This window comes from Paraglaciecola marina, assembly GCF_004360155.1.
Taxonomy (GTDB): Bacteria; Pseudomonadota; Gammaproteobacteria; order Enterobacterales; family Alteromonadaceae; genus Paraglaciecola; species Paraglaciecola marina.
Genome location: NZ_SAIS01000001.1, coordinates 1 through 11,964, shown reverse-complemented (window position 1 = coordinate 11,964; position 11,964 = coordinate 1). Strand labels below are relative to the sequence as shown.

Sequence of the window (11,964 nt, the reverse complement as noted above, 5' to 3'; positions counted from 1 at the left end):
ATTCAACCACCTGTACCTAATAGAGCCAAATGTAATGTTAAACAACGCGTTAAATAATAATTGGAATGGTAATAATCTTAACTATTAGGTTCGGAAGGTTTCTCAGTATTTAAAAACAAAAAACCTTCCAAATCCGGAAGGTTTTTTTTGGTTAGTTAGATGTGCTTATTGCACGAAAATGCCACAAGGTAATGAAATAACAATGAATAAAACTATGACTGTCGATGTATTGTCGAGTATTAAAGGCGCAAAGCCTTCAGAGACAATTAATAAGTTATTTGAAGTGATTAAAAATTCTGATTTATCGACTACTGGCTCATCGGGTAATAATAATCAGAACGCAGTACCTATTGAACAGCTTAGAGAAGACATGGTTGTTCAAGCAAGTGACTTAGAAAAACAGCTCATAGTAGAAAACTTTCCTCAAGAAAAAAACGGCTATTTAGTCGTGGCAAAAGTAATAGAAGCCTAACCTATGCAATCTCAAATAAAACACATTCACCAACAATTAATCAGCAAGCAAATTAGCTGTGTTGATTTAGTTCAGCAACGACTCGATTTGCTAAAACAAAACTCCCACGGCAGTGTTAATGCTTTGCTTGATGCAAACGCACTAAAACAAGCCCAAGCAGTGGATACAAAAATTGCTAATGGAGAAAACATAGGACTACTGGAAGGCATACCTTTTGGGGTCAAAGATGTCTTTATGCTACAAGGCACGTTTACCACTGCCAGTTCTGATTTTCTAAAACAATATAAATCAGCGTATACCGCAAGTGCGATTCAAAAGCTTATCGATGCGGGGGCGATTCCAATTGTAAAAGAAAACTGTGATAGCTTTGGTCATGGTTCATCTAATGAAAATAGTATTTTTGGCCCAGTTAACAATGCCAAAGATTCGGCATTAGTGGCAGGCGGTTCAAGTGGTGGTTCAGCGGTAAATGTCGCTAAGGACTATACGGTATTTTCAATCGGTGGCGATACAGGTGGTTCAGTGCGACAACCCGCTGGTTACAATGGAGTATATGGTTTAAAGCCAACTTATGGTCGTATTTCTCGCTATGGTTTAATGGCTTATGCCTCCTCAACCGATTGCGTGGGCCCGTTAGCAAAAAGCGTAGAAGATATCCGCATTGTGCTTAACACTATAAGTGGCAAAGATGTTAAAGACCAAACGACCTATGAGTCAGCGCCAATAAATGAAGCTGGGTTAGCGGATACTGGCAGTGTTAAGACAGTTGGTTACTTTAAAAACCTGCTTGAAAACGATGCGATGGACGCATCTATTAAAGCTGACTTTATGGCGACCCTTGAAAAATTAAAAGCCAAAGGAATAGAAGTTAAACCTCTCGATTTCATAGATGCAGAGGCGTTAATTTCAACCTATTACATTTTAGCCATGGCAGAAACCGCATCTAACCTGTCACGACTAGATGGCACCAATTACGGTAATCGTATCGAGGCAGAAAACTTAATTGAAAGTTATGCAGTGACCCGCTCTGAGAATTTTTCCGAAGAGAGCAAGCGCAGAATAGTTGGCGGTAACCAAGTGTTATCTCAGGGTTTCTCAGACGCCATTTATCTTAAAAGTTTGGCGGTTCGAGACAAGCTTTCTGCAGATTTCGAAGGCTTTTTTAATGATGTGGATATTGTGTTATCGCCGGTGACACCAGGCTTACCGCCTAAAGTGGGAGACGGTCTTAAAGATCCCATGGCTATGTATTTATCCGATGCCTTCACAGTTGGATTTAGTCTAGGGCAACTGCCCACCTTAACCGTGCCCCATGGTACCGCTACAGGTATTCAAATTACAGCAGCTAAAACCGACGATGAGCGTGTTTTACAGTTCGCTCACTTGCTAGAAGAAACACTATAATGGAACTGGATTATTTAAACGATTTACTCGAAAAACACGACCTAGAACTGGTTATTGGTCTTGAAACTCATGTGCGCTTAAACACTAAAACTAAGTTATTTTGTGCGTGTCCAAATGAAGAGTCTGATACGCCTAATCACAATATCTGTTCTGTGTGTACCGGGCAAATGGGTGTACTACCTGCCATCAACAAAGAAGCCATTACTAAAGCCATTTATTTCGGCAAAGCAGTTAAGTCTACTTTTAGCAATCCGGTGATTTCGTGGGACCGTAAACATTACGAGTATCCTGACAATCCCAAAAATATTCAAATCACCCAATTTCATAATCCGGTAATCCCAGATGGTGAAGTGTCGTGTTTCCGTAAAGATGGTTCACAATTTACCGTTAGTTTAACTCAAGTACATATTGAAGAAGATGCCGCTAAGCTTATGCATGAACGAGATGTATCTTTGGTTGATTTCAATAAAGCAGGCGTGCCGCTTATTGAAATCGTGACAGATCCTTGTATGCGCAACATCGAAGATGCGTCTACCTACGCTCAATATATTCAGCGTATAGTGCAAGGTATTGGTATCTCTGAGGCTAACCTTGAAAAAGGTGAGTTTAAGTCAGATGTGTCTGTGTCTTTGCGTAAAAGACATACCAACGACCTCAACCCACGAACTGAAATCAAAAACTTAAACTCATTTAAGTTTATGGTCGAATCGTTAAAAGAAGAAGTTGAAAAACAGCTTAACTATTATATTGAGCACGAAGTATTTCGCCCTGACCAAACCACAGTGCTATGGGATGAAGAACTAAAACAAACTAAAGTCATGCGTAAAAAAGAGTTTGAAGCGGATTACCGTTTTATCTCTGAGCCAGACTTACCCTTTGTGGATATTTCACAGGTAGTCAGCGCAATTGAAGTGGATTTAGAGACCTTACCTTTTGCCATTGAGTCTATCTTGATCGAAGGGGGTGTAGTGCCCCAAGATGCTAAGTTTTTTACGGCTGAAGCAGTGCGTGCCAAAACCTTTATGGATATCAACCATGTCCTAAAAGACCCGTTATTTATCGCCCGTACCTTAGTGAATGTGATCCCGGCTGACGACTACAAAAACATCCATGACACGGCAGTGCTTACGGATATTTTCAGCCAATTTAAAGACGGTAAAGTTAACTCAGTATTGGTACAAAAAGCCGTTAGCGAATATTTAAAAGACGCAAGTTTTGATTATAAAAAGTACTTCCAAGAAAACAGTATTTCAGAACAGCAAATAGCTGACGCGATTGATACTGTTATCGAGAATAATGCCGCCATTGCCAGCGACATAAAAGCCGGTAACCAAGGTAAAGCCGGAATTCTAGTGGGTAAAGTCATTGCCATTATTGGTAAAGGCGCGTCGGGTAAAGTCATTCGAGAAGGTATTTTAAACGCTGTGAATGCCTCTGGCAGCAGTAATGCCTCGGCATCTAGCGACAATGTGCAAAACACAGTAAAAGGCAGCGACAAGCAAAGCGTGAAACAAGCAGAAGAAGTGCTGCCTGAAACGCCACTTATTGTTAAAAATCACTATCGTACCCATAAAATATCTGAATTATCAGAGCAATCACTTTCTCAAGAAGTCACCCTGTCGGGTTGGGTCGCCAGTGTCCGAGATCACGGTGATTTAATGTTCATCGATTTGCGTGATTCTAGCTACCAAATATTCCAAGTACGCTTGAGTCGTGAAAGCTTCCCTAACTTTGATGAACTAGTTACCTTAAAAGCTGAATCGGTGATAGCAGCGACTGGTATCGTAGTTCAGCGCCGAGAAGACGATTACAACCCTGGTTTAAGAACCGGTACTATTGAGCTTGAAACAAGCAAGCTAGAGATTTTAAACCTAGCGAGAAGCTTGCCTTTTGAAATCGCCAGAGCCACAAAAACCAACGAAAACATTCGCTTTCAGCACAAGTATTTAGATCACAGAAACAAAGAAGTCCGCAAAGTCATTATCGACCGCCATAAGGTGATCAAACTCATTAGAGATATGCTTGATGATGAAGGCTTCTTAGAAATGGAAACGCCTATCTTAAGTGCTGGAACCGATGAAGGTGCTAGAGAGTTTATTGTACCAAGTCGCAAAGAAGCGGGCGCATTTTATACGCTGCCACAAGCCCCCCAGCAGTTTAAACAAATGATCATGGTCAGCGGTTACGAAAAGTACTTCCAAGTAGCCCGCTGTTTCAGAGACGAAGATTCAAGGGGCGACCGTCAACCAGAGTTTACCCAATTAGATATCGAAATGGCCTATGCCAGCATGCAGGATATCATCGACTTAAACACTAAGATGTTTAATACAGTGGTGAGAAAAATTTATGGTAAAAAATGGAAGTTACATGACTTTGCAGTCATCACTTACAAAGACGCCATGGATAAATACGGATGTGACCGCCCTGATTTGCGTTTTGGCCTGCAAATGCAAGACATCACTGACATTGTTAAAGATACCAGCTTCCAAGTGTTCAGTAAGCCAATTGAACAAGGCGGTATTGTTAAATGCATTAAGGTGTCTGCCGAAGAACAAGGCGGTAAGCGTTTATCCAAAGGACAAATCGAAAACCTTACAGCTCTGGCCCAGCAAAATGGCCTGGGTGGACTTGCGTATATATTTGTCAACGAAGACGATCTGCAATCGCCAATCATTAAATTTTTAGGGGAAGACATAGCAGCTAAAATAATTGCAGCTAGCGACGCCCAAGTTGGCGACGTGGTGTTTTTCTCGGCGGCCAGTTATGCCGTGGCAAACAAGGCCTTGGATGTAGTGCGCCAAGAGCTTGGCAAAATGCTCAAGTTAATCGACCCTAAAGAGCTGCGACCGGCATGGGTAGTTGATTTCCCTATGTTTGAGAAAACAGATGATGGCAGATGGACCTTTACCCACAACCCGTTCTCGATGCCAGCTATTGCCGACATAGAGAAACACATGAACGGCAAAGACGACGAAATTGGCACTATCATCGCCCAGCAATACGATTTGGTGCTAAATGGTTACGAAATTGGTGGGGGCTCAGTCCGTGCCCATAAACCTGAGATATTAGAAGCGACCTATAAAAACATGGGATACAACAAAGACGAGATGCTGAAAAGTGTGGGTACTTTGTATAAAGCCTTCCATTATGGCGCGCCACCACATGGCGGGATCGCCTGGGGTATTGACCGTCTAATGATGTTGTTAGGTAAGAAAAACTCTATTCGTGAAGTTATGGTGTTCCCGAAAACAGGCACCAGCGAAGACTTACTCTTTAACGCTCCATCACTCTTATCCGACAAAAAAGTCGAAGAAATGAACGTTACAGTGATCAAGAAAAAATAGTATCAAGCTACCTTGATAAAATCCCAAGGGGTTGGCACTAACAGCCCCTTGGGAACTTTTCATCCCACCTCAACCTTAATTTAATAGAGTGTTTAATATCTCGCCTTGAACCTAGAAAAGGTTCGCGGTACCGCTAAAATTCTTTCTCGCCGCTACTAGTTTTAATATACATATCTTGATAATAACTACTAGGGTAACACTGCTGTTTGCCTTCAATCACATGGTTACAGCCAGTGACTTTTTGTGGTTGTGATTCACTCTCTTGAGTATCCGAAGCGCTGGCTTTATAGCTGCCCAAAAAACCACTAATAATTTTTGCGTCTTGTTTCATTCCCTCAACGGTGAAAACAAGTGGAAACTGGTTACGAGAACGGTTCACGACCTTTTGATTTGAAGTAGCATTGGTATTCGCATCTCGAACCGGCTCTAATACATTAGCCAGCCCAATATCAGCGGCAAAACCTAATACCGAACAACTACTGGTTATAGAGCACACCACTAAGCATGACGTTAACTTTACCATTTGTTTTAGTAAAATATTCATTTGTGCTCCTGTTGAAACCACAACTCTTCACGCTGCAAAGGTGTGTCTTTAGGTAAAAAAGTATTCTCTAAGTAATAAAAATTTCTATTTTTCAAATCTGCTCTTTCAATGTAACCCTGAAAGGTTTTCAAAAACAATTCTTCAAAATTACCATTTTTAATGGCTTTCTCTAAACCTACTTCAATCAAATGTGCTAGAGGGCTATTATTTTTGTTCACAAAAAAATAAACAGCGGCAGGATAACGTATCCCCAATGTTGGTTGAACAGATAACCCTTTAGTTCCTTCAAGGGATTCGAGTTCATGCCAAATTTCAGCTAATGAACGGGGGTAAAAATCTCCTTGCGCTGTAGCTAACATATTTAAAAGATTACCCTGCCCTTGGTTAACTATTACGTCGAATCCGTTAGATCTTAGTATTTTTGTATCTGGCCAATCTCTTCCTTGGACAGGTGATAATTTAATCAAATGCTCTAGACTTTGAATATATTTAAAACGCTCAGACATATCGTCACGTATTAATAATAGCCGCCATCCAATTAATCCTTTGAATAGAGGAATGCGTATGGGGTGTAAATTCTCTTCCCGTTGAATACTAGTCATACCCCACACTAAATTAACCTCACGGTTATCTTCGAGACGGTTTAATGCTTTTATCTTAGTTAACTGGTTACTAGAAGGATTTAACTCATAATTCACCCCAGTTTGATCCAGTGCTAGGGTTAACAACTCTACAGGGTAAGTCGTCATAATATCTGAATCGACATCTGGGCTTGGATAAGTGATTTTCCAAGATGCACCATTGGTATCACTGCAACTAAACCCCAATATAAGCGTAAATATTTGTAACGTACTGATTTTATATAAAAAACTCATATAATAAGTCCAAGGATAAACTTCAATTAATATTTACCATAATAAATAGGTAACCAATGCCACATGGCGAACTTAACACTTTGCAATATTTAATTACTCAATGCCAATAAACTTATGGGTTTGTAAAGACAAACGCCAATTGCGGGCGATACAGGTTTTAATTGCAAGCTCTGTGGCTCTTTTCTGCTGACTAATCGGTTGCAGGTAAATTTGTGGCGTAGACCCATCCTCTAATAAGCTTAATACTTGGTCCAACTCATCAACATGTTTTTGCATGGCAATTGGGTGCTTAATTTCATTAGCTCTTAACATGGCGCTTTTAAGTACGGGCCTACCACCTGGCATATTCACTTTAGGCGAAACCGTTACCCAAGTACCTTTATGGCAATGTATTTCATAGGTGCCACTTGTTTCAATCTGAACTGAGTATCCAAGGCCAATTAAATAAGATGTTAATTCGGTTAAATCATACATACATGGCTCACCGCCCGTAATAACCACATGCTTAGCCACATAACCATAGCGCTCAAATAGCTCAATCAATTGTTGCGCTGTTTGTTCAAACCAACTATTTGACTCGCTGGTTTCAGCCATGACCCTAGTGCTAGTGGCTATTGAGTCAGGGTCGACTTCCCATGTGTGCTTAGTATCACACCAAGGGCACCCAACAGGACACCCTTGTAGGCGTACAAAAATTGAGGGAAGGCCTGTATAACTGCCCTCCCCTTGTAAAGACTCAAACACTTCATTAATTTTATACAAACTCAATTACTTTCCTTTGGATCTAGCTGCCTCCCGCTGTGGGAATTCACCGTTAAATCACTTAAAATAAACCTTATTATCTGATTATAAAGAAGCAAAGCCCATGTCACAAAAGGTAGTGGTTATTTTTTCCGGGGGAATGGACTCTTTTACTGTCCTAAACCTCGCAGTTAAACAAGGTTTCGACGTTTTTGCCTTATCATTTGACTACGGTCAAAGACATAAAAAAGAACTAGAGTATGCCGCAAGAGCTTGTTCAAATTTAGGTGTACACCACAAAATTGTTGATATTTCGGCTATAAACCAACTCATTGGTGGCTCTTCGCTCACATCTGATATTGATGTAGCTGAAGGCCATTATGAAGAAGACAGCATGAAAACCACAGTGGTGCCAAACCGTAACATGATTTTGTTATCTATGGCTGTGGGTTATGCGGTATCGATTAATGCTAATAAAGTATTCTATGGTGCCCATTCAGGTGATCATGCTATCTATCCTGATTGCCGCCCAGAATTTGTACATAAAATGAATGACGTATGTGCCATTGCAAACTATGAAGCTGTCGAAATTGTCACGCCTTACCTAGACGTCAGTAAAACCGCAATTTTAACGGCTGGGTTAGAAATGAACTTAGACTACAACCAAACATGGACATGTTATAACGGCCGCGAAAAAGCCTGTGGAAAGTGTGGCGCTTGCCAAGAAAGGCTAGAAGCCTTTAGTGAGAATCAGGTTAGCGACCCACTCGAATATGAAAGTTAATCAATTGAAGCCTTAAGATTAGGAGAACTAATATCAAGACAGAGGTTTTTTTTCGTTTGCTCAAACTAGACAAGTTTCAAGGTATTACCCTTAAAAGGGAGATAAACGGGGCAAGCTATGCTCCAATTTCTGATAGCCATGACGTTATAGGTTTAGTGCCTGTAAATGCATCATTAGATAATTTAGATGACCTTAATATTTTCTTTGTTCGTCAGCAAATTACATTAGAGCAATGCGATATTTTAGTAAAAGTGAATCCTGCTGCCCCAGACTGTCAAATTCAAGTCCCCAATTTTGTAAATAAACTACTCAAACATATTGATTGCACCATAACGATCAAGGTATGTAACCAATCACACATTTAGGAATGTTAATGACTCTTGAAAACTTATTAAACCAAGTAAAAACTGCGCCCACCCAAGTGGAGTTTGCCCAAGTGATGGATGTGATAAATAACCATTACAATTATACACCTAGCCAATTTTCCAACGGTGACTTAACTAATTTAGCTGGCACTAACGAAGGCTCATGTAAGATATTCTACTTTGCAAAGTTAAATCAATTAACAGAAGCTCAAACTCTACATTTATTTGGTACCTACTACCGAGATGATGTACTTAAACACCCAGAAGGTAGTGATCATGGCAATATAAGAAACTTCATGAAGACTGGTTGGGATGGAGTTGACTTTGAAGACACAGCATTAGAAATCGAGTCAAATTAACACCTTGCATCGACAATAGACTGCAGCAAGACTTTAACTGAACTCGGCATGTGCTCGCCATCAGCCAAAGCTTGCTCTGCAGCGGCTGATAAACGATAACCACTTGATTGCGCCTGATGTAACAAAGCCACCTGTAAGATGTCACTTTGGTATGGAGCAACTAGGTTTGCAACATCGTTCCATTCGAACTCATTGCAAGCAATAACAATAAGACTATTTGTGTTTTTTGTAGACTTGGGGTCTTGTGATACTGACGTACTGCAAGCGGATTGCAAACCAAACATAATTAAAACCATTACAGCCATAAGGTAGCGATTCATTTTCACCTTCTACTCAATTGAATATTAAACCTAACCAGATTTTATAGGTAGCATTGTGTCAAGCCTATCGTGACAACAGTGCTACAGTTAGTGAAACTCCAGCCCTATTTGAGCTAGGGTATTAGTTTAGTACGTCAAAAAGTATTCCATAGACTCTATTTTCGTATGCGCTTATCTGTTCAAACTTCATAATGTAAATATCAGATAAAACCTCAATAAGTGCCTGAAGTTCGCTTTCTGTACAAGATAAAAGCGCGGTTGCCCTATATGCTAACTCATCATTGTATTGATTGTTGCTAGCGATAATGAGCCTTGCTTTATTGACATACGTACCATCATTTAATAAACAGCCTATTAAACCAACTGATTCATGATCTTCTGTTGTACACGCTTTGAGCACGTTTTGATCTTCAGCAGATAATTTAACATCATTTAAAAACAATGTTTGTAACTCATTTTTTCACTCAAATTCGCTATTTGGATGTAAAATAAAATCACTGTTTACATTCATTCTCTGTACCTATCTCTAACTGCATTAAATGCTTACTCTCAAGACCTGATATCATCACTTAAGATACTCATTTCACTCTCTCATCCATTTTTGAATCAAGGCAGCAATGCGTTTAGGATCATTTTCAGCATAGATCAACAATAGTCTAGCCATGCCCTTTTTGGCTTTCACCTTAGGTTGTTGCCTAGAATAGAGCTTACTCAAAGGCGATTGATAAACACCCTTTTTGACGCTTTTTTTAACAGACAAAATTATGCGCCTTTAGGAGGTGTATCCTGCTTTTCTTTAGCAAACAATAATAAAAAAACACCTAACATAATGGCCATATCAGCTACGTTAAATATCCCCGTTCTTAATGACCCTACCCCTATATTTAAAAAATCAATCACCGCACCGTTATTCATAGCTCTATCGTAAAAATTACTGATACCACCAGAGAAAATAAGTGACAAAGACCCCAAAGCATAAGCGGTTTGAGTTTTTGTTCTGATGATATAAATTAACAAAGCCAGTAAAATCACACCGACAGCAAAAACAAATATCCAAAATCTGACATTATCAGGTAAATCACTGCCTAAACCTAAAAAAGCGCCCGTATTCTCAACGTAACCAATGCGCAAAGTATCAGCAAGATAACTCGTCATTTCATATTTAGGTAAATTTTCAGCGGCAAACAGTTTAGTGCCTTGATCAATACCAACACTAACAAAGGTGATAGTTATTAGCAGGATCAGACGTTTTATCATACTCATAGTGGATTACTTTTCTTTGGGGATATTTAAGGAACAGTGAACAATTATTTCATGTTATTCACTCTTTGGTCTATCTAGTAATGCATTTAATTATCAAAAGTTTTGTTAACAATTTGTAAATTAAATGATATAAATCAATTCTATAGGATCAATAGAGATAGCCAAGAACTATCACAAGCTTTTGTATTATCTGAGAATAGTGAGAAGTAGAATAACCCATGAAAAAGATTGAAGCGATAATTAAGCCATTTAAGCTAGACGAAGTAAGAGAAGCGTTATTGGAAGCAGGTATTTCAGGCCTTACCGTTACCGAAGTGAAAGGATACGGAAGACAGAGGGGCCATATCGATACTTATCGAGGCGCTGAATATAAGGTCGACTTTATACCAAAAGTTAAACTTGAAATTGTTATCACCGACAAAGAGGTCGACCGCTGCCTAGAAGTCATCATCGAAAAAGCACAAAGTGGTAAAATAGGTGATGGCAAAATATTTGTTTATGACATGGAAAGAGCCATACGTATTCGAACCGGTGAAGAAGGTGAAGATGCGGTATAACCCGCACAAACTATTTTCTATTAGACACACTAATTAACCACAGAGGCTTAAATTCCTTTTGAGCTATCAAGAATATAAAGCTAAATAATGTTATTTGTCACAATTCAGTAGCCTTAAAAATCAAACCTACTTTTGTTTTTTGTTTGCCTCATATTCAGTGTTTAGCTCTAAGCCTTTTTCATACATGCTGTTCATTTTTTTATCTGAACGGTTAAAATAATAAAGCCACTTAATATATTGGTTTTTTATGGCTTGCGAATAGATCCCAGCAGTTTCAAAACGAATTGCAGAGGTTTCACTAATATAAGGCAAACGTATGCCCTTGGCTTTCTTGTTCAGGCGTAAACACAGTGCTGTGTCTTCAAAAATATCAATATCGGGTAATAAGCCAACTTCAAGTAAAAGTTGTTTGTTAGCAAAAATACAGTGGTCTAAATAATATATGCCTCGCTTATCTCCCCGCATATAATTTGAGTACCAAGAGGTGAACCTAAGTAGCGGGTGTGAATTATCAAACCTATGGGTAAACGCCCCCCAACTTAAGTGCTTATTGGCCATGATTAATGCCTTGATACCCGCTATTTCTACTAGGCTTCTTGGATGATTTAGCAGTACCATCTCATACGTGGCTTCTTGAATTCCTACATTTAACCGAGCAGCCCGGGAGGCTAAACCCGTTTCGATTAAACGGACCCCAGCCACTTTTATTAGCTCAAGGGTATTATCAAGGCTTCCTCCGTCAACGCACACAATCTCTATCTCTGGCGTTGGCTTATAAGCATCTAATAACTTTTTCAGATAACCAGACTTAGATTCATTTAGGGTTGGAATAATAATAGTTAACAAGAAAGACTCTTCACATATTGCAAATTTAAAGGTTACATTCCCTGATTGTTAATCATGTCCCGTCCTAGAATAAGTTGACGGTTTTTAAGC

General features: G+C 39.5%; 15 protein-coding genes. 7 read left to right on the top strand and 8 right to left on the bottom strand.

From position 1 onward, the window contains the following. The first annotated feature begins 202 nt into the window (after nucleotides 1-202). The 3 genes from EOK74_RS06075 to gatB/aspS are packed head-to-tail and all read left to right on the top strand — an operon-like array spanning nucleotide 203 to nucleotide 5,220. Nucleotides 203-472 carry a hypothetical protein gene (locus tag EOK74_RS06075; RefSeq protein WP_133469048.1) on the top strand — a complete coding sequence of 90 codons (270 nt, stop codon included), beginning with the start codon at nucleotides 203-205 and terminating at the stop codon, nucleotides 470-472. A 3-nt stretch (nucleotides 473-475) separates the two neighbouring features. Beyond that, nucleotides 476-1,876 (top strand): amidase family protein, encoded by a 1,401-nt coding sequence (locus tag EOK74_RS06070; protein ID WP_133469047.1) that lies wholly within the window; start codon nucleotides 476-478, stop codon nucleotides 1,874-1,876. Then, a complete protein-coding gene (gatB/aspS, locus tag EOK74_RS06065; protein WP_133469045.1) occupies nucleotides 1,876-5,220 on the top strand; it encodes a bifunctional amidotransferase subunit GatB/aspartate--tRNA ligase AspS in 3,345 nt (1,114 codons plus the stop codon). Before EOK74_RS06070 ends, gatB/aspS begins: the two co-directional genes overlap by 1 nt. A 133-nt stretch (nucleotides 5,221-5,353) precedes the next feature. On the opposite strand, the gene EOK74_RS06060 is transcribed toward gatB/aspS, so the two are convergent. The 3 genes from EOK74_RS06060 to queE form a co-directional block, all read right to left on the bottom strand. Next, nucleotides 5,354-5,764 (bottom strand): hypothetical protein, encoded by a 411-nt coding sequence (locus EOK74_RS06060; RefSeq protein WP_133469043.1) that lies wholly within the window; start codon nucleotides 5,762-5,764, stop codon nucleotides 5,354-5,356. Beyond that, a complete protein-coding gene (locus EOK74_RS06055; protein ID WP_239024034.1) occupies nucleotides 5,761-6,639 on the bottom strand; it encodes an amino acid ABC transporter substrate-binding protein in 879 nt (292 codons plus the stop codon). The genes EOK74_RS06060 and EOK74_RS06055 overlap by 4 nt, the downstream gene beginning before the upstream one ends. Before the next feature lie 93 nt (nucleotides 6,640-6,732). Next, the gene (gene queE, locus EOK74_RS06050; protein WP_133469041.1) at nucleotides 6,733-7,407 is read right to left on the bottom strand and encodes a 7-carboxy-7-deazaguanine synthase QueE; all 675 of its coding nucleotides are present in this window, start codon (nucleotides 7,405-7,407) and stop codon (nucleotides 6,733-6,735) included. Nucleotides 7,408-7,504: 97 nt separating this feature from the next. On the opposite strand from queE, the gene queC reads away from it, so the two are divergent. Genes queC through EOK74_RS06035 form a run of 3 tightly spaced genes read left to right on the top strand, consistent with a single transcriptional unit; the run spans nucleotide 7,505 to nucleotide 8,888 of the window. After that, a complete protein-coding gene (gene queC / locus EOK74_RS06045; protein ID WP_133469039.1) occupies nucleotides 7,505-8,164 on the top strand; it encodes a 7-cyano-7-deazaguanine synthase QueC in 660 nt (219 codons plus the stop codon). 56 nt (nucleotides 8,165-8,220) lie between these two features. Then, nucleotides 8,221-8,529, top strand: coding sequence for a hypothetical protein (locus EOK74_RS20950; RefSeq protein ID WP_239024033.1), 309 nt, complete (start codon nucleotides 8,221-8,223; stop codon nucleotides 8,527-8,529). A gap of 8 nt (nucleotides 8,530-8,537) precedes the next feature. Continuing rightward, a complete protein-coding gene (locus EOK74_RS06035; protein WP_133469037.1) occupies nucleotides 8,538-8,888 on the top strand; it encodes a HopJ type III effector protein in 351 nt (116 codons plus the stop codon). Here the strand turns inward: EOK74_RS06035 and EOK74_RS06030 are convergent. The 4 genes from EOK74_RS06030 to lspA all read right to left on the bottom strand — a co-directional run bounded on the left by EOK74_RS06030 (nucleotide 8,885) and on the right by lspA (nucleotide 10,471). After that, nucleotides 8,885-9,208, bottom strand: a complete 324-nt coding sequence (locus tag EOK74_RS06030) for a hypothetical protein (RefSeq protein ID WP_133469036.1) — start codon at nucleotides 9,206-9,208, stop codon at nucleotides 8,885-8,887. The two genes, EOK74_RS06035 and EOK74_RS06030, sit on opposite strands and share 4 nt — an antisense overlap. 121 nt (nucleotides 9,209-9,329) lie before the next feature. Continuing rightward, nucleotides 9,330-9,650 (bottom strand): hypothetical protein, encoded by a 321-nt coding sequence (locus EOK74_RS06025; protein ID WP_133469034.1) that lies wholly within the window; start codon nucleotides 9,648-9,650, stop codon nucleotides 9,330-9,332. 141 nt (nucleotides 9,651-9,791) lie between these two features. After that, complete coding sequence (locus tag EOK74_RS20815) at nucleotides 9,792-9,968, bottom strand: hypothetical protein (RefSeq protein WP_166638723.1); 177 nt, start codon at nucleotides 9,966-9,968, stop codon at nucleotides 9,792-9,794. Between the two features lie 2 nt (nucleotides 9,969-9,970). Next, a complete protein-coding gene (lspA, locus tag EOK74_RS06020; protein ID WP_133469032.1) occupies nucleotides 9,971-10,471 on the bottom strand; it encodes a signal peptidase II in 501 nt (166 codons plus the stop codon). A gap of 218 nt (nucleotides 10,472-10,689) precedes the next feature. Here lspA and EOK74_RS06015 point away from each other — a divergent pair, with 218 nt between their 5' ends. Then, a complete protein-coding gene (locus tag EOK74_RS06015) occupies nucleotides 10,690-11,028 on the top strand; it encodes a P-II family nitrogen regulator (RefSeq protein WP_133469031.1) in 339 nt (112 codons plus the stop codon). Nucleotides 11,029-11,154: 126 nt separating this feature from the next. Here EOK74_RS06015 and EOK74_RS06010 read toward each other — a convergent pair whose 3' ends face one another. Then, nucleotides 11,155-11,874, bottom strand: a complete 720-nt coding sequence (locus tag EOK74_RS06010; RefSeq protein ID WP_133469029.1) for a glycosyltransferase — start codon at nucleotides 11,872-11,874, stop codon at nucleotides 11,155-11,157. Nucleotides 11,875-11,964: the final 90 nt, after the last annotated feature.